Origin of the sequence: Paenibacillus sp. IHBB 3054, assembly GCF_051594305.1 — a bacterium.
Taxonomy (GTDB): domain Bacteria; phylum Bacillota; class Bacilli; order Paenibacillales; family Paenibacillaceae; genus Paenibacillus_AQ.
In genome coordinates this window covers 35,999-52,686 of the sequence record NZ_JBOFBG010000002.1, presented here as the reverse complement: position 1 = coordinate 52,686, position 16,688 = coordinate 35,999, and the positions used below count along the sequence as shown (strand labels likewise).

General features: G+C 42.0%; 24 protein-coding genes. 11 read left to right on the top strand and 13 right to left on the bottom strand.

Going from position 1 to position 16,688, the window contains the following annotated elements:
• Positions 1-11 precede the first annotated feature (11 nt).
• Positions 12-212 carry a DUF6199 family natural product biosynthesis protein gene (locus ACQ76X_RS03905; protein WP_438491689.1) on the bottom strand — a complete coding sequence of 67 codons (201 nt, stop codon included), beginning with the start codon at positions 210-212 and terminating at the stop codon, positions 12-14.
• A gap of 87 nt (positions 213-299) precedes the next feature.
• On the bottom strand, positions 300-464 hold the full coding sequence (locus tag ACQ76X_RS03900) for a hypothetical protein (protein WP_438491687.1): 165 nt from the start codon (positions 462-464) through the stop codon (positions 300-302).
• 93 nt (positions 465-557) lie between these two features.
• Between ACQ76X_RS03900 and ACQ76X_RS03895 the strand changes: the two genes are divergently transcribed.
• Positions 558-773 (top strand): hypothetical protein, encoded by a 216-nt coding sequence (locus ACQ76X_RS03895; protein WP_438491685.1) that lies wholly within the window; start codon positions 558-560, stop codon positions 771-773.
• Positions 770-901 carry a hypothetical protein gene (locus tag ACQ76X_RS03890; RefSeq protein ID WP_438491683.1) on the top strand — a complete coding sequence of 44 codons (132 nt, stop codon included), beginning with the start codon at positions 770-772 and terminating at the stop codon, positions 899-901. Before ACQ76X_RS03895 ends, ACQ76X_RS03890 begins: the two co-directional genes overlap by 4 nt.
• Before the next feature lie 561 nt (positions 902-1,462).
• Here ACQ76X_RS03890 and ACQ76X_RS03885 read toward each other — a convergent pair.
• Positions 1,463-1,645 (bottom strand): hypothetical protein, encoded by a 183-nt coding sequence (locus ACQ76X_RS03885; RefSeq protein ID WP_438491682.1) that lies wholly within the window; start codon positions 1,643-1,645, stop codon positions 1,463-1,465.
• Between the two features lie 186 nt (positions 1,646-1,831).
• Positions 1,832-2,023 carry a hypothetical protein gene (locus tag ACQ76X_RS03880; protein WP_438491680.1) on the bottom strand — a complete coding sequence of 64 codons (192 nt, stop codon included), beginning with the start codon at positions 2,021-2,023 and terminating at the stop codon, positions 1,832-1,834.
• 132 nt (positions 2,024-2,155) lie between these two features.
• Here ACQ76X_RS03880 and ACQ76X_RS03875 point away from each other — a divergent pair, with 132 nt between their 5' ends.
• The 3 genes from ACQ76X_RS03875 (at position 2,156) to ACQ76X_RS03865 (ending at position 4,884) form a co-directional block, all read left to right on the top strand.
• Positions 2,156-2,332, top strand: a complete 177-nt coding sequence (locus ACQ76X_RS03875) for a hypothetical protein (protein ID WP_438491679.1) — start codon at positions 2,156-2,158, stop codon at positions 2,330-2,332.
• Positions 2,333-2,428: 96 nt separating this feature from the next.
• A complete protein-coding gene (locus ACQ76X_RS03870) occupies positions 2,429-3,457 on the top strand; it encodes a DUF4062 domain-containing protein (RefSeq protein WP_438491678.1) in 1,029 nt (342 codons plus the stop codon).
• Between the two features lie 920 nt (positions 3,458-4,377).
• A complete protein-coding gene (locus tag ACQ76X_RS03865) occupies positions 4,378-4,884 on the top strand; it encodes a hypothetical protein (RefSeq protein ID WP_438491676.1) in 507 nt (168 codons plus the stop codon).
• 300 nt (positions 4,885-5,184) lie between these two features.
• On the opposite strand, the gene ACQ76X_RS03860 is transcribed toward ACQ76X_RS03865, so the two are convergent.
• The 5 genes from ACQ76X_RS03860 to ACQ76X_RS03840 all read right to left on the bottom strand — a co-directional run bounded on the left by ACQ76X_RS03860 (position 5,185) and on the right by ACQ76X_RS03840 (position 10,708).
• Positions 5,185-5,637: a hypothetical protein gene (locus tag ACQ76X_RS03860; RefSeq protein ID WP_438491674.1), complete on the bottom strand. Its 453-nt coding sequence runs from the start codon at positions 5,635-5,637 to the stop codon at positions 5,185-5,187.
• 153 nt (positions 5,638-5,790) lie between these two features.
• Positions 5,791-8,334 carry an ABC transporter permease gene (locus ACQ76X_RS03855; protein ID WP_438491673.1) on the bottom strand — a complete coding sequence of 848 codons (2,544 nt, stop codon included), beginning with the start codon at positions 8,332-8,334 and terminating at the stop codon, positions 5,791-5,793.
• Positions 8,331-9,008, bottom strand: coding sequence for an ABC transporter ATP-binding protein (locus ACQ76X_RS03850; RefSeq protein ID WP_438491671.1), 678 nt, complete (start codon positions 9,006-9,008; stop codon positions 8,331-8,333). Before ACQ76X_RS03850 ends, ACQ76X_RS03855 begins: the two co-directional genes overlap by 4 nt.
• Positions 9,009-9,117: 109 nt before the next feature.
• Entirely contained in the window at positions 9,118-9,918 is an 801-nt protein-coding gene (locus tag ACQ76X_RS03845) for a sensor histidine kinase (RefSeq protein WP_438491669.1), read from the bottom strand.
• A gap of 112 nt (positions 9,919-10,030) precedes the next feature.
• Positions 10,031-10,708, bottom strand: a complete 678-nt coding sequence (locus tag ACQ76X_RS03840) for a response regulator transcription factor (protein WP_438491667.1) — start codon at positions 10,706-10,708, stop codon at positions 10,031-10,033.
• Between the two features lie 130 nt (positions 10,709-10,838).
• On the opposite strand from ACQ76X_RS03840, the gene ACQ76X_RS03835 reads away from it, so the two are divergent.
• On the top strand, positions 10,839-11,258 hold the full coding sequence (locus ACQ76X_RS03835) for a hypothetical protein (RefSeq protein WP_438491665.1): 420 nt from the start codon (positions 10,839-10,841) through the stop codon (positions 11,256-11,258).
• 107 nt (positions 11,259-11,365) lie between these two features.
• Here ACQ76X_RS03835 and ACQ76X_RS03830 read toward each other — a convergent pair whose 3' ends face one another.
• Together ACQ76X_RS03830 and ACQ76X_RS03825 are read right to left on the bottom strand one after the other, a co-directional pair.
• Positions 11,366-11,488: a hypothetical protein gene (locus ACQ76X_RS03830; protein ID WP_340897921.1), complete on the bottom strand. Its 123-nt coding sequence runs from the start codon at positions 11,486-11,488 to the stop codon at positions 11,366-11,368.
• A gap of 66 nt (positions 11,489-11,554) precedes the next feature.
• Entirely contained in the window at positions 11,555-12,295 is a 741-nt protein-coding gene (locus ACQ76X_RS03825; RefSeq protein WP_438491664.1) for a hypothetical protein, read from the bottom strand.
• A gap of 301 nt (positions 12,296-12,596) precedes the next feature.
• Between ACQ76X_RS03825 and ACQ76X_RS03820 the strand changes: the two genes are divergently transcribed.
• Positions 12,597-13,148, top strand: coding sequence for a TetR/AcrR family transcriptional regulator (locus ACQ76X_RS03820; protein WP_256718042.1), 552 nt, complete (start codon positions 12,597-12,599; stop codon positions 13,146-13,148).
• Entirely contained in the window at positions 13,149-13,526 is a 378-nt protein-coding gene (locus ACQ76X_RS03815) for a DMT family transporter (protein WP_438491662.1), read from the top strand.
• A gap of 416 nt (positions 13,527-13,942) precedes the next feature.
• Here ACQ76X_RS03815 and ACQ76X_RS03810 read toward each other — a convergent pair whose 3' ends face one another.
• Both ACQ76X_RS03810 and lexA read right to left on the bottom strand, forming a co-directional pair.
• Entirely contained in the window at positions 13,943-14,281 is a 339-nt protein-coding gene (locus ACQ76X_RS03810) for a L,D-transpeptidase (RefSeq protein ID WP_438491660.1), read from the bottom strand.
• Between the two features lie 175 nt (positions 14,282-14,456).
• The gene (gene lexA / locus ACQ76X_RS03805; RefSeq protein ID WP_038592979.1) at positions 14,457-15,083 is read right to left on the bottom strand and encodes a transcriptional repressor LexA; all 627 of its coding nucleotides are present in this window, start codon (positions 15,081-15,083) and stop codon (positions 14,457-14,459) included.
• Positions 15,084-15,375: 292 nt separating this feature from the next.
• Between lexA and ACQ76X_RS03800 the strand changes: the two genes are divergently transcribed.
• From ACQ76X_RS03800 to ACQ76X_RS03790, 3 genes are all read left to right on the top strand, one after another.
• Positions 15,376-15,789: a LysM peptidoglycan-binding domain-containing protein gene (locus ACQ76X_RS03800; RefSeq protein WP_438491659.1), complete on the top strand. Its 414-nt coding sequence runs from the start codon at positions 15,376-15,378 to the stop codon at positions 15,787-15,789.
• 110 nt (positions 15,790-15,899) lie between these two features.
• Complete coding sequence (locus ACQ76X_RS03795) at positions 15,900-16,109, top strand: DUF896 domain-containing protein (protein WP_438491657.1); 210 nt, start codon at positions 15,900-15,902, stop codon at positions 16,107-16,109.
• Between the two features lie 50 nt (positions 16,110-16,159).
• Positions 16,160-16,687, top strand: coding sequence for a hypothetical protein (locus ACQ76X_RS03790; RefSeq protein ID WP_341093773.1), 528 nt, complete (start codon positions 16,160-16,162; stop codon positions 16,685-16,687).
• Position 16,688 lies beyond the last annotated feature (1 nt).

Here is a 16,688-nt window from a genome sequence, read left to right as displayed (position 1 = left end):
TCAGCAAGCCCCTAACTAAAAATTAAAGGCACAAAGAATATGAGAAAGACAATAAGTACGATAACACTGCTTATTCTACTCATCATGAGATAGGCATCACTGGGTTCGGAGTCACCCTTTACCATCCATCCATAACGCATGTACCAACCCATTGCCGGAAAGAAAATATTCAGTATCGCAAGCAACATGAAAAGTATAGCGAAGACCACCATTTTCACCAACTCCTTTATTAATATTACTCAGACTGAGCAAATGGGGTTGCACATTTAGGGGCTGTCATAGCCCCAGGGAGCGGAACCTCACTTATCTTTAGGGGGCTTTGGTTTCTCCACCTCATACATGGCGATTCCGAATACAATTCCTAATCCGCCACCAATTGCGATGTTGTCAAAAACAACGGAAAAAGCAATGCCAAAACTGATTCCTATAAAAAGCGCAGAGAGCAATCTTCTATTATATTTCAAAATGCAGCACCCTTTTCAATTATTTAACAATTGTACGCAAATCAGTGATTTTAGTTTCGAGAGGGCATAGCCCCTATAAGGAGAGAACACGACATGCCAAAACAACCAAAGATGAAGAAGTCCGGACTGAAGCCGGGCGATCAGATGATCATGCACAGCTGTTACGAGGCGCGCAAAGAAAAATATGGGGATAAGGTGTTGACGGTGGATTCGAAGCCTTGGGAGTTGGCAGACGTTAAGCGGCTGCCAGAGCCTATCCCAGCCAAGGGGCAGCAGGGGTTATGGAATTGGGGAGGGGTGCAGCCATGAGCAAGACACCAGAACGGATAGAGGAGATCGAAGGACGTCGAAAAGCGATTGGCGAGTCTCCATGGCAGGCAGTAGAGCAAAAGGGTCCATTAATGAGGAATCTCTGGCCGAGGCACAGCAGACCATAGCATAGCCCGGTAACGGGAGGCGTTCAACAAGATTGCAGATGAATTTTGCGATAATTGCAATCCCCGAGCAGAACGAATCAACGAAATTATATATCCGTTTCTAGGTGTTAAGGAAAGGGAGGCACAGCCATGACACAGGTACAGGCTATGACAGACCAGAAGCTTAACCGGGCGCTAGCGGAGTTGATGGTATACGGTCTACCACTATGACAAGGATGTACCGGATCGCTGCTATTACATGCTTGTATACCCTGATGGAGAGTATGACGGGGAAAAAAAGGAGACGGAAGAAGAGGCTTGGTATGAAGCACCGGACTATTGTAACAACCCTGCTGCCTCTCTGGAGGTACAGGCAAAGGCTATAGAGGTAAAATGCAGGCGGATATGTCCGCAATCTATCTGTCACTAAATGTGGAGAAAAATGGACGACGGCAGGCATTGTTGCCGTGTCGGAGTTGCTCACCGCCAGCCATAGAGAGAGGGTAGAGGCGGCATATATCACGCTTTGTAGTGTTAAAGAGTAGATCAGTGTCGCAGTAGACTCATAAGGCGCAACAAATGCTATTCGTTTTTCTTATGTTTCTGTTTCTCAATATAAATCCAAACATAGTAAGTAATCCAAAATGCAATCGCAAGCATGGCTAATAAGGCATAAGACTTTGTGTCGTTTGGAAGAGTGTAAGCCAAGATGATCGCTAGAATGAGGAACGGTGGTAAAAGGGTAAAGTACTTCTTTTTATGCAATATGACTATCTCCTTTTTATTAATTAGTTATAGATACTTTACCACTTCTAACAAATTATGGGAATGGCGGGCTTCAAATAAATTATTATTATGTTTCGACGTACGAAGACACATTTCAGTAGACCCATAGTCTTTACAGAGAAGAGGATAATATGAATGGAAATAACACGCGCGCGTTTTGAGGGTTCAAAATTTCTCAGGCTTTTCAATTCTAATTGAGGCTACTTCTCCGCACTTTTTACAAAATGTATATATAACCGGGGAGCCAAAAGAAAAAGATTTACCGATTGGCATTACTCTAGCATCCACAGCATTCACTTCACCTTTAGCAAAGGTAGTACTTCCACAAGTTTTACAAATTAAGTTTTCTTGATTCATAATAACCATCCTCAATAAAATATTTAACAATTAATACGAATTGTCCCAAAGGTAGGTTTCATTATTAAAAGTGCTATGTGACTTTCGGAAGACATAACGCAATAAACACAAATACGAAAGAAGAAACCAGGTATGTTCGGAACCGAACAAGATAAGAACGAAATCAAAGAAACGGAAAATTACAAATGGAAAGAGAAAGCAGGAGAGCATACCGAAGAACCTGAGGATAAGAACAACCATACCCAAGATTCAAAAAGGTATGCAATATACAATGATCGAAACAGCAATACGGGCTTTGCATTGGGATGAGTATAGCAATAAATCATATCTTAAAGACTAAATGTTAATGGTATAATATCTCATATTGAAGTGAAGCACTTAATTTATGGAAATATGGGGGTTCATATGGATAAAAGATATCAAGTATTTGTAAGTTCAACATATCAAGACTTGCAGGATGAAAGAAAAGAAATAATGCAAGCACTATTAGAATTGGATTGTATTCCATCAGGCATGGAATTATTTCCTGCAACCAATGATGACCAATGGACATTGATTAAGAGTGTGATAGATGATAGTGACTACTATATGGTTGTTATTGGTGGCAGATATGGATCTATTGGACCGTCAGGCTTTAGTTATACTGAAATGGAGTATAGATATGCTTTAGAAATAGGAAAGCCAATAATAGCGTTTATTCACAAAAGCCCACAAGATCTTCCTGTTGGCAGGTCAGAGCAAGAAAAAGAAGGAAAAGAAAAATTAGACGCATTTAAAATATTAACTCAAAAAAAATTGGTGAAATATTGGTTAACTCCCTCAGACTTAGGCTCTGTTGTTTCGAGAAGTTTAATGAAGCTGATAAAAAGTAATCCCGCAATCGGCTGGGTTAGAGGTGATCAAGTTCCAGCAGAAAATGCAACAAAAGAAATATTAAAGCTTAAGAATCAAATTGAAGAATTAAAAAACGAATTAAGTAATTTAAGAGTTCAAGCGCCTGATGGCAGTAAAGATTTATCACAGGGGCTTGATGAATATACAGTAACATATACTTGTATCTCTAAAAACAAGACGACATACGACAGAAAAGGATACAAAGGTTATATGGATACCAGTTGGAATCGTATTTTTTCTAACTTAGGGCCTGTTATGCTTGATGAAGCTGATGAGGCGACTATGAAAAAGACACTGAATTCGTTTATTAGGAGTGTAGATTATGAAAAAATGTTAAAAACAAAGGAACTGACAAATCATACACTCGATGTATTTGAGATAGATGAGACTGTATTTCAGACTATCAAGGTACAATTAAGAGCTCTTGGTTTGATAATGATGAGTAAAAAATCAAGAAGTGTGAAGGACACCAACACATATTGGTCTTTGACGCCATATGGTGATGAGATTTTAACGAAGTTGCGGGCTATAAAAAGATAGAAAAAGTAGATATGTTCCATGATAAAGAAGGATACATTTTATCATATTAGTGCTAGATGTCATAAGGTCAGGATAAGTTTCCTGACCTTCTTTTTTTATTGAAAATCCTTAGCGAAACTGAATAAATCCAGTATTATTCTTTAGTTATAGAAGTCTGCAAGGAAAGGAGGTAACACCTTAGGTGTAAGACAAATGATTATTGATTGGGTTGCAGCAGGTAGAACAAAGAACGAGCCGGAGAGGCAGACAGACGCCTATCCTCAATCGTGGGGATGGTGGGGACGGAGTTGGAGTAAACAGCCTTTCCCAAAGCGAACACCGACAAACCACAGAACATTGAGCGAATCGCCTATACCGCGCCGCCTATTAATGTGTTAAAGGACGGTATTACTAAGCTGAACTGGTCAGTAGCTGCCATTGATGAGATCGATGCTGAAAAGTATCAGGAATTATGCAAAATCATAGAGCGAACCTTGCTTAAGCCAAACCCATCTGATTCATTCAGATCTTGGCTTGAGCAGGTCGTCGAGGGTATGCTTGTATGTAGTGCTGGAAGTACAGAAATGCTCAAAGCGGGAGATCCGTTAAGACCATTATCTTAAGATTATATAACATGTGCTTTACTTAATAAGAAGGTGGATAGCAAGTATGAGCTGAAAACCGAAATACCGCGCGTGGAGAAAACGCATATGACATCTCCTTTGTAGAGATGCATTTCTGGACCATACTGCGAATGCTTATTATTGAACTAACCAGCAGGGGGATTTAATACATTTTAAGTAGAACATCTTACATTCATTTGAAGAAAATGTTATGATTATTAGATCAGTGTGTAGAGATATCGGTTTTTTTATTGACCGAAAATATATGTCTCATGATACGTCTGCCATCTGAAATATTATTCACGGAGATGACAAACCATGCATGGAGACACAAGACTGCCTAGAAACGCAAAAGAAGGTATATTATTTTTATTGATTATTTCAATTATTTCAGTAAATACTATTGCTCCTATTATTGTGGGATTGGAACTTGGTTTCAGTAAGGAAGTGTATTTAGATACATTAAGGATTATTCCGTTCATGTGGATAATCGTAGTTTTATTGGTAAGATTAGTAGCAGGACCGGTGGTTGGGAAAGTAATGCCAAAATTCATGGGACAAACCGATGGATTTAATGCTAGGGTTCTATTGAATACTTTATTGAATGTCACAGTGTTATCTATTTTATTATCGATTATCGGCACATGGGTTGGGACGAAACAAATAAGCCTAGAACCGTTTAAAAACTTCCTTCACATCTGGCCAAGAAACTTTGGGATAGCATTTTGGATTGAACTGTTGGTTGCACAGCCGATAGCAAGATTTGCAATGAAAACATTACATGCTAGTAAGGATCGTAAAACAGAAAGTGTAATGCCTAACTAGCTGAAATAGTGTAGACGAATAAAGAAATTTAGGGAACGTCCTTGGCGGACGTTCTTTTCTTTTGCACATTTGGACCATGCTGCGCAGAAGCCACTCGTATCAGATGATTATTCTAAGGGGAAAATATGCTGCCATTGTACCGGGGGATTGTTATGAGCTTTATGAGAGTAGACAAGGAGCGCCGAGGTATAAAGCTGCGGCTCTCAGAGGATGATTGGGATTGGATCAAGATAGATGAGATTATAGATGTGACTAAATAAAATATCCCCGTAGTCTCCGGGGATACACACTAAAAGATTATTACCCATTACCTGCTACTGCGCTCCCACTGAAGCATCTTGCTCCTAAAGTGATGCCATAATTAGTGACTACATAAATGGTATATCTGATTTGACCTGAAAGTACATCTGCAGCAGGCGGGTAGTCAACGGCGGTCAGTCCACTCATTTCATAGATAGTCTCAAATTGCGTAGTTGGCTTTTGGTAGACGGTAGAAAAGATCGGAGTACCGTTTCGCAGTATGGTAAAGGTAGCATTAGGGACGACAGTTGAACTTGAAGAAGCTGATAACGTTAGACGGGCATATGCATTTAATGTCACCCGGACCAAGCCAACATTTTCAGGGGAAACACTTGTTGTCTGTAATCCGATATCTCCAAACGTGTAGGGAAAAGAAGATGAACTTAGCCCTAACGCTGGTGTATCAGACGTGCTATCTTGGGCAATACGCATATCTAAAAATTGAATACTCATATATTTCACCTATCCTCTCATTTGGCTATTACAGCTTATGAGAGTGAATGATAGATTGTTTGTATCAAGATAAAAATGGATTATGATCTTCCGTAATTCGAAACAAGCAAGCCAAGTATTAGATTACCGGGAATAGTAAGAGAAATTAGATATTTATTCAGCTGTCCGAAGCCGTTCCACAATACTTTTCCTGCCGCTCAGAGAATAGCTGGTGAGTGGAATACAGATTCCAAGTGCCAATAGAATAGGTAGCACAGCGAGCAAGGGCCAGATAATGAATTTATAACTCATGAACCACATTAAATGAGTGAAGGGTTTTGCAATCAAGAGTGAGGATAGACTTCCTAATAGGATGGAACATACACTGGTACCAAGCACAAAGTATAGCCCTTCATAGATAAGCATTGTTTTCAATTGTTTATTGGTCATACCAATACTTTGCAGTATGGCGAATTCCTGGCGTCGGGTCAAAATACTAGTTAATATCGCATTTGCAAAATTCAGCACACCAATTAAACCAATAATTAAGCTAAGTGTTCCGCCAATCACTACTACTGTATTTTGCATACCTGTGAATTCATTCATTACAATAGATTTGGATTTGTAATGCATCGTCAGTTCAGTTGTTTCAGTGTACTTCTTCAAAAAGCTTTCCATCGAGTCCTCCTGACCGGTGGATACATTAAAGGCGTAACTCATCACAGCTGGCTGATGCACAAGCGATTTATAGATATCCGCAGGCAGGTAGAAGCTAGCGAAGTATGCGGCACTTGTACCGGAATTCGTGCTATTAATGCTTACATGACCAAGAATGGTGAATTCATGACTGGTATATTCTTGAGTCTGGGGATTATTGATTGAACCCATATAGTTATGAAGGGTTACCTTATCACCCACTTGATATTTAGTGTATTCCATCTGAGGGTTGTTATTATCATCCACCGGCGCTCCTTCCAGAATGTACTTTCCTGAAGCAAGCTTGTTAAAATCCAGCTCACCATCAATCAACTGCAGCCGGTGAAGAGGTAATTCTTCCAATCCATAAGTCACTGTAGGTAAGTTGCCGCGAGCATCTGCTTCATACCCCTCACTATTGTCCTTATGCTCGATAGTGAGTAGATCCCTGCCACTATACAATCGGCCGCCTTCTTCAAAACCTGGTTGTGCCTGTACGGCTTGAATATAGCTTTCCGTGGTCGCGTTATCAGAACCGTTGAAGTGTTCTTGAAAATATTCAGCATGACCAATAAGAAAGTCAGTATCATTAAATTTTGACAAGTATTTGTCCATGTCCATACTCTGAGATAACGTGAATGCGGTATTCAGGAGGATCAGACTTAAAGAAAGGCTGATCACCACCAGAGCTGTCCGCTTCTTATTGCGCCCCAGGTTGGCACGAGCCATGAGGGGCATTTTAGCGCCATTGGTTGACTTCCTCAGGTGGGCACCGCCGCCCGTTCTCTTCGCACCTCCATCTGTGTATCTTGCAGCCTCGACAGGAGAAACGTTCGCGGCAATATTGCCTGGTTTTAACGTACTGATGATGACGGTAATAACTGCAAATAGAGCAGAACCGATAAAAATCCATGGGCTCGGGGATACGGATATCTCAGCATTTGCGTGTATGGATCTGTCCATTAGTAAAGGGACAAGTGATTTCCCGACAACAAAACCTATGAGTAAGCCGATGGGGACTCCGAGCACGGAGAGGAATAATGCCTGCCTGCGAATGATCCGGCGGATTTGCCTACTGCTTGTTCCGATAGTCTTTAGAAGTCCGTAAAAGCGGATATCGCGCATGACTGATATTTGGAATATGTTATAGATAATCAAGTATCCGGTCAACATTATCAACAGGAGAGCGGCAGTTAGTGCAAGGATGGTTCCCGTATCCATGGCGAAATTGGTGGAGAGATATGACCAGTTAACATTACCGTCGAGATAGTTCGATGCATTTTTATCCAGGGAATAACCGCTTTCCGTTATTACTTTATCAAGTTTTCCCCGGAGGTCAAAGCTGTTATCGAATTTTAAAAGAGCATTTATGACTCCGGTTTGATCAAAGTCCTGCTTATATGTGCTGCGCAATTCTTCGGCATTGGCATCTATATAAGCTCTGGAAGCAAAGATTTGCCCTACGTTAAACACGAGGTCACTTTTCCACCAGCCTGAGAGCACAAAGTCACGCTGAACCTCTTTGCCATGTATCTCAAGCTTCAGGATAAATGATGTCCCCGCTTTCAGGGGAACGTCTAGTAACTCCGCAGTCTTGGAGTCCATGATGACTTCATTTTCTGCTACCGGTTTATGCCCGCCTTCAAGCTCAATAAATCCGAATTTCAGACCAATATCGTCATAATACCAAAACTCCGCATGACGTTTTAACAATTCCTCGTTTGTTACTTTTTTGCTTAGTAAGCGGTCATAAGCCAGTTCCTTAATAAGAGGGTGGTCCTTGATGTGATTAAATTCCTCTTCGTTTAGATATTTGAGTGAGGCATGACCATCTCCACCTGCCTGCCGCATCATTGCCCGCTGCAGGCTTTCCGCCGTGCCGAGTCCCATAGTGAACAGGGTGGTAAATAACAACGAAGTTAAGGCGATAGCGATAATCGCTATGATATTGCGGGTTTTATTCGCCTTCAAAATATTAGTCGATAGATTACGGATTGCTTTATTGCTATTGACCTTGATCATCTGGCGCCACCGCTAACCATTTTGCCGTCCTCAATGCGGATAATACGGTCGGCCATTTGGGCAATTTCCTCGTTGTGGGTTATCATTACGATCGTTTGGCCGAACTGTTGGCTGGAAACCTTTATAAGTCCCATAACATCAAGGCTAGTTTTGCTGTCCAGGTTGCCGGTTGGTTCGTCGGCTAAAATAATAGCCGGTTTCGACGCCAGCGCTCTGGCAATGGCTACCCGTTGCTGCTGTCCCCCGGAGAGATTACTTGGCAGATTGTATAATTTGTTTTCAAGCCCCAACGTATTCACAATTTTCGACAAGTAGGCTTGGTCTGGTTGTTTTCCGTCCAGTTCAATAGGCAGCACAATATTCTCGGATACGTTCAGGACCGGTACCAAATTATAATTCTGGAATACAAAGCCCATCTTCCGTCTGCGGAAAATGGTCAATTCCTCATCTTTCAACAAGGTAATATTTTTGCCATCGACCGTGACTTCTCCGCTGGTTGGCCGGTCCAGTCCTCCAAGCATATGCAGCAGGGTAGACTTACCGCTGCCGGATGTACCTATAATCGCGACAAACTCCCCATTTTCCACCTTTAGGTTCACCCCGTCTAATGCATGAACCGCAGTATCTCCGCTGCCATAAATTTTTTTTAGATCCTTGGTTTCTAATACTTGCAAGTTGTTCTCCTCCCACACCAAAAAATGTATGTACTTAGTTCTCTACAGTACATACAATAGCTTAATTATCTTTCTACATTCTTTCTGAAATCTAACAGTGTTGAAAGAATTATTGATCCATAGGAAGAAAAATGGAGAAAGTAGAACCTCTTTCCGGATGCGAAGATACCTTGATATAACCTCCTTCAGCCGCGATGATTTCCCTTGCCAAAAAGAGGCCAATGCCCACACCTTCTTGCGTGTTAACAGCAGGAGAACGATAAAAACGCGTGAATATTTTACCCTGCTCCTCTTCCGCAATGCCTATACCGTTATCGGTAATATTAATTCGGCAAAATAATTCAAAAACATCTACACTAATGGAAATGCCTCCGTTGGTTTTTGTATACTTCACAGCATTATCCAAGATATTGTAGACAGCTTCGACCGTCCATTTTAGATCAAACCAAGCCAGCGCTGCTGTACATTTTCTAGCAACCGTGATTTTTTTACCGTTCGCCTTCGGCATAATTTGCTCCAATGCAAGATCCACCAGCTCTTGGACGGAGCCTTGCCTTGGGATTAGCTTGATAATCCCCGTTTCCAGGCGCGATGTCTTCATCAAGGCGTGAATCAGGAAATGAAGCTTTTCGGCTTGTGTGGATAGAGCTTTTACACAAGTTGAACCATCTTGAGGTAACTCGTATTCACTGAGAATTTGAGAATATAGCAAGATATTCGAGATAGGTGTTTTCGTTTGATGCGCAATATCGGATATGAGTTCGCTTATTTTATTCTTTTCTGCAAGTGAATTTTTAGAAGATACAGAACAAAGAGCTAGAAAATGGGCGAGTTTTGCTTCTAACGCAGATATAACGGATTCGTCAAAAACCTTCTCCGAAAAATTGCCGTCAATCGCAGTATCAATCATGTTCTCAAATGTTTTTATTGTTTTGTCGATGTTTTGCGGTATAGCATAATCGCAGCAGCAGCTGCTATAAGTGCAGTAACGGCAATTCCAATACATATATAGTTCAAAATTGTCATTTTATAGCCCATGTATAACCGATCCCATAGACGGTTTTGATGTACTGGGGAGCAGAGGGGCGCTTTTCGATTTTATCACGCAACCTTTTTATCGTCACAGACAGGGCATTTTCACCTACATACTCGGCTCCATCTGTCCAGATGCTGTCCACCAGACGATCGCGGGAAACGGTAATCCCTCGATTGTCAATCAAGATACGAAGTAGCCTTTGCTCGGTTTTGCTAAGCTCGACTGGATTACCATTGTTCAAAAATTTCATCTTATCAAATGAAAAGTAGAAATCGTCAACTTGAATGGTGTCGGGGTGCGGGTGTCTGGCTTTTTTTAGTTGAACTCCTACTCTTGCCCTTAATACCATAAGACTAAAAGGTTTAGTGATATAATCATCGGCACCCAGCTCAAAGCCAGTGACAATATCCGTTTCCAGATCATGAACAGTTAGAACGATGACTGGCACCGTTGTTGTTTTGCGTATGTAAGTTAAAAGATCCAGCCCGCTTCCATCCGGCAAATTAACATCTAGAATTACTAAATCAAAGGCAGTAGTTTTTAATTGTTCTTTTGCAGAGGCAAAGTCATGCTTTTGCATGATGGTTACGTGAGGCCCTTTGAGAGCAATGACAATACCATCGCTTAAGGCGATATCATCTTCAACTATTAATATGTTATTCATTATTTTTACTCCGATCCTGTCAGTTTTACTTAGCGCGATAACTAAAAAAGATGTTTAGCCGGGTGTTATTAATCTACGCATTAACATCTCCCAAGAATAGTATAAAGCAGAACAGGGAGGAGATGATGAAATGGCAGAAACGGTTATTGCTTATAGTGATAATGTTGTAACTCCTATTACGAATGGTATCAATTTGCCTATTCCTAATAATGGTGGAGGCGTACAAATTGCAACGTTGTCGGTGTTTATTGACCCTGCAAATCCCAAGTCATTCAACCATAGGGTGGAATTGAGGGCCTTAATTGGTGTTAGATTAGTCGGAGCCGGAAATATTAGACTTCTTGTGCGCATTTGGCGGGCTGGTACTGAGATTTACTACAATCTGGTAACTAATGTCTTTGATAATAATATAACACTTGAAGAATTGTTTGTTGAAACAGCGCCACTGGGTGTGCAAAACTATCAATTGATCATTGAGAATCAGACTCCGGCAACTACTGCTTTTGTGTCAGGGCCTTTAGTCTTTACGGCTATTGTAACTGGAAAATAGTTCACCATCCTTTGACGAACAATACCCCGTCAGTGATTATAATGACGGGGTATTGATGTCTATTGTTTAAGCTTTTCCCAGACAGGTGCCGAAAGTAAATATGGATTTTATGGAGCAAATGAAACATTCTGCACAATATATCGAATTACGAAGAATGCAATAATGAACAGGGAGGCGAATCCAAGTAAAAAGGAAACGATAGCTTTATCTGAACGCGTGAGTTTACTCATTGCGATCACTCCTAGTTAATATTTAGTAGATTATACAATTAATCGGTGTACATCACAAACTCCTTGTTAATTTACTTGGACGAACTGCTCAACGAATTGTTGTCGGTCTCTTTTGTTGAAGTGAGGATTGCTAACTTTCTCTCTCCATATCTCATTGGAAGCCAGTGTACTGAAGTCCACGTTATAAAATCGCTCGATTTCTCCTTGCGTGAGAGCTACGGAATAGATTTTTCCATCGTATGGAATCACCATGTCAATCGAAGCAGCTCCGGGGAATTGCGCGAATAATCGGCTTGTTTCTTCCATAAGCAGTTTGTTTATTTGGTCGCCTGTAGAAAAGTAATCGATGTAATCTTCTTTTGTAATGCCGGAGGTTGGGTTCGCTTCTTTATATGCTTGGTAGGTCTCAAAAAAAGTAACCGTTATATTGTCTGTCCCGACGTTTACGTCTTTTATAAAAGTTTTACTTGTAAGATTGGCAGTGTAAGCCAGCACCTCATCAGCAGATAAAGGTACTTGATCAGCAGACGTTGCTTGAGTGGGGTTGACAGTTCGTTCGGCTGAAGGTGAAAGGGTTGGGACAGTTGTAGGTTCTGCTGTAGCCTTAGACGTTGATTCTGTTGCTGGAGATGGACTTGATTCAGTGGTTGGCTTGGCAGTAACCATCGGTGTTGCTAGCGCCGTAATCGAAGCAGTATGATCATCTGACTTGTCCTCGTTCCCGGTGGTAACCAACCCTATGATGCCGGCGGCTATTAAGACCACCCAGAACCACCAAATTTTATAGAATGGTTTGTTCTTTTTCATCTTTTTCCTCCCGCCTGTAAGGGTGAATTCCTGTATAACTCTAGGATAGCCCATTCATTCACCTTACATAAGTATGGATAAGACACATGCGCGTAACCAAACTTAAAGAGAACGGCCAATAGCGGAACGAATAGTTGATCTTCAAACTATATGGTATTTATTACCCATTTTGTGGGCATTGCAAGCGTATAGCGTATTTTCTTTATTTTATTTTCTGCTTGCGGAAAAGCCAGGTTATTTAGACTTATATTTGTTTGACAAAAAACCGTCCAGACGGTACAGTTGGAATGGGGGTGATAAGGTGACTATACATAACAACAGCTCCAAGAAAAAAATGATTTTGCAAGCGGCCTCCTCCATTGTTCGTGATCAAGGGGTGGAACACTTAACACTGGAAGCTGTGGCCAAAGCGGCCAACGTTAGCAAAGGCGGTTTACTGTATCACTTTCCTAACAAGGAACAACTGGTTTCCGGTATGGTGGATGAGCTGACCCGAAACTTTACGGAAGATGTTCAGAGCCGTGTAGAGCATGACCAGCAACAAGCTGGTAAATGGAGCAGAGCGTACATTGAATCTACTTTTTATGGTTTTGGAGAAGGCAGTGACATGAACTCGGTGCTGGCAGCAGCTTTATTTACGAATCCCGGCTTGTTGACAAACATGCAGGAGAAATATGCTGAATGGCAACACAATTTTGAAAATGACGGTGTGGATCCACTGCGGGCAACCATTGCCCGACTGGCGACCGACGGATTATGGTTTGCGGAAAAGTTTGGACTTGCGCCGCCAGATCTGGAGTTAAAAGAACGTATTTACAAAGAATTGATGGATGGAGTAAAGGAGGAGAAGTAAGTGCCGTATCTGTTTTTGGCGATATCCATTGCCAGCGAACTTGTAGGAACTTCGATGCTCAAAGCATCGCAAGGATTCACCAAAATAATCCCGGTAATCGTAATGCTGATTAGTTTCATTTGCTCTTTCTTCTTTTTGTCGTTGTCACTGAAGACTATTCCATTAAATACGGCCTATGCAATTTGGTCTGGAATCGGAGCGGTAGCTACAGTTCTGATCTCGGTACTGATCTGGAAAGAAAAAATAAATACAGGCAGCGTTATAGGAATAACATTAATCGTCATTGGTGTGATTGTGCTGAATTTGCTGGGACCTGGACATGATTCTTCTGATGAAGCTGCCGAAACACAACAAACCAGCCTTTCCGATAGAGCCTAAGCCGAATCCGTTGAAATAAAGATCATATACAATTTGTTCCAAATAACAGTATAATGACGGAATAACTGTACCCTGCCAGAACGGTGGGGTATTTTCATATTCAAGAATACAGGGGAGTGAGTGAAAGTTGTCTGTGCATCGGGAGAGTTTTTTCCTTAATGGAATTGGCGCGTTTAGCGTATTGATGTGGCTCATATCGGCTGTAGCTTGTATTTACGCATTTGTACTGTTTGTTAAACTTGCCCGGAGAGGAATAATAGCTTTGGACTTGTACATATATGCTAAAAATCGTGAAATACGCGACCGTTATGAATCAGCAGACAGGAAGGACCAATATTAAGCATAATGAAAAACACCCTTGATCATTTTTTTGTGATCCTTAGGGTGTTTTTGCTTTTTGTCTGACCACCAAACTGTTACTCTCTTATTGTAACCCGTGTTCCAATAGGTACGATCGCTGCAAGGGCCAGCACATCTTCATTGTGCATACGGATACAGCCATGGGAGACCATATGCCCAATGGAGGAAGGGTCATTCGTTCCATGAATTCCGTAATGTGGTTTGGATAGACCCATCCAGAATGCACCGAAGGGTCCGCCAGGCTTAGGCTGTTTGTTAATGATAGTGTATTCTCCCGCCGGTGAAACGGTAAGCATGGTGCCAATACCGACAGGGAACCCTCTGGTAACGATGTTATTGTCAAGCAAATAAAGCATGCGCTGCGACAAATCAACAATAATCCGATAATTAGGCATAGGTTCAGCACTCCTTTGATATCAGAATATGTGCGGAGTGCTGTTGCTGTTCGAAGGAAATGTTATTTAAGATGAATAGAACAAATGTTCGCAATGAGCAAAATGACCATTTGAAAAGGGGAAAGGGCTGCTTCACTTGAAAAAGCGAAGCAGCCCTTAAATATGAACAAAAATATTAATGGATATCGCGGAAGAGACCGATAACTCGTCCCAAAATCGTAACGCGGTTAAGACGGAGGGGTTCATAAGCCGGATTCTCCGGCTGTAGACGAATGTGGTCACGTTCTTTGTAGAATGTCTTGACGGTAGCTTCGTCTTCTTCGGTCATGGCAACGACGATATCGCCATTGTCAGCAGTCTGCTGCTGGCGGACGATTACGTAGTCACCATTCATAATACCTGCTTCCACCATGCTGTCACCGAGAACGGAGAGCATAAATACCTTGTTGTCTCCCACATAGTGGGAAGGTAGTGGGAAGTAATCTTCGATATTCTCCGTTGCGGTAATCGGCACCCCGGCGGTGACCTTACCTACGACAGGAATACGGGTAACCGTCTGTACGAACTGATGTACATTCTCGGAATCTTCCTGGCCGAGCAGTTCAATTGCACGCGGTTTCGTAGGGTCGCGGCGGATAAGGCCTTTCTTCTCAAGCCGGTCCAGATGGCCGTGCACTGTGGAGCTTGAGGCCAGGCCTACAGCTTCACCGATTTCCCGGACGGACGGAGGATAACCCTTGCTACGGACTTCGTTACGTATAAATTCCAGGATCGCCAGTTGACGACTCGAAATCTTTGACATCGGAATCAACCCCATATAGTATGTTTGGGAAAATTATAACATAGAACTTCCGTTCGTACAAACATAAGTTCTAACAATCTGAGATTAATAGTGGAAATAGTAGCTTTTTACCATATTAGTATCTAATAACGGCTTGGAAATGGCGGGAAAAGGCAAAGCCGGTGCTGGAAACTGGCACATTTATGGAAACGGAAAAAAGCGAACAATTGTTCTAAAAAATCTATTGATCAAAACACATGTTCGTGTTATATTATTTTCGAAAGTAAGAACAAGTGTTTGGAGGACGATGACAATGTTAAAATACAGTACATACCGCAGCATCTACGAAGAGGCCGGTGAAGTTGATTCTACTAGAGGACAATCTGCTTCTAATCATATGAATGAAATGAAACAATCCGCCGCCGCTTTATTTACAGCGATCTTAGGATTATGCCGGAAAGAATATCTGGTGAAGCTTGTGCTGGTCTTTATGCTTGTTGTATCCGGTTTTACAGTTGTTGGTAATGTTTTTGCGAGTTCAGCATCATTAGTGAAGCAGGAAAAGCGGGTAGTAGTTGAACGCGGAGACACGCTATGGAGTATCGCCCTTAAGAACAAACCAGCGGATATGAAGACGGTCGTATATATAGAAGGAATTAAAAAAACAAGCGGTTTGAAGAACGGGAACATTCAGGCCGGAGATATACTGACATTGCCTGTGTATTAACTTCATTATAAGCAGTATAGACTGACGTAAAGAGCTTTCAGGGGGTAGACCTTGACAAGCTCTTTTTCTCATGGCAAAGTTAGAATGAATTTATAGGGGAGGGGAAAGCATTGAATATTGACGAATTGGTCGCACGCATCAATGAACTGGCACGCAAACAGAAGAATGGCGGCCTGAGTGAAGAGGAATTGGCTGAACGGGCCAAGCTCCGCGAGATTTATCTGGGCAACATCCGCAGCAACTTCCGGGCCCAGCTCGACACCATTGAAATCGTGGATAATAATGAGCATGAACAAGGCAACAAGGGACTCAAACATTAGTCCAGTGTGTCTTTTTCATAGATATTACAGGATGACTAGGGGGAACTGACATGGCCCGTTCTTGGGAAAGAATGGTTCAACGCAACACACAGCAGATCAACAAGCAAAGAAAGAAGCAGGGCAAGGATTCCATTTATGCTTCTTCCTCAAAATCAGCTGCGAAAAACAGTGATATCTTTAAGGGCCGCAACATTGCATTTCCAGTTGTTCTAATGTTGCTTGGAATTATGTTCTGGGTGGTAGGCTCGATCGACGAGGCCAGAGGCAGCGGCATCCTTGCCAATTGGCTAGGCGTCGTTCTTTACTTTGCGCTGGCAGCACTTCTATTCTTCCGGCGTCCGTATCTGAAGGTTGAGCGCAACAGAGTGTCTACGATTAAATATAACCGTGAACGCTGGCTGCAGGCTGGAGATATTGAGAAGATCACTTTGTCCCGTGGAGTGGTTGTGCTTAAATATAAGGGCAAGCGCAAACAGTGGATTTTCTCCAAACTGATTAACCGTTATAACACTGAGGCCATGGGTGTACGCCTCGAGGAGTTCGGCAAAGCCAATAACATCGAAGTAGTACACGAGTAGG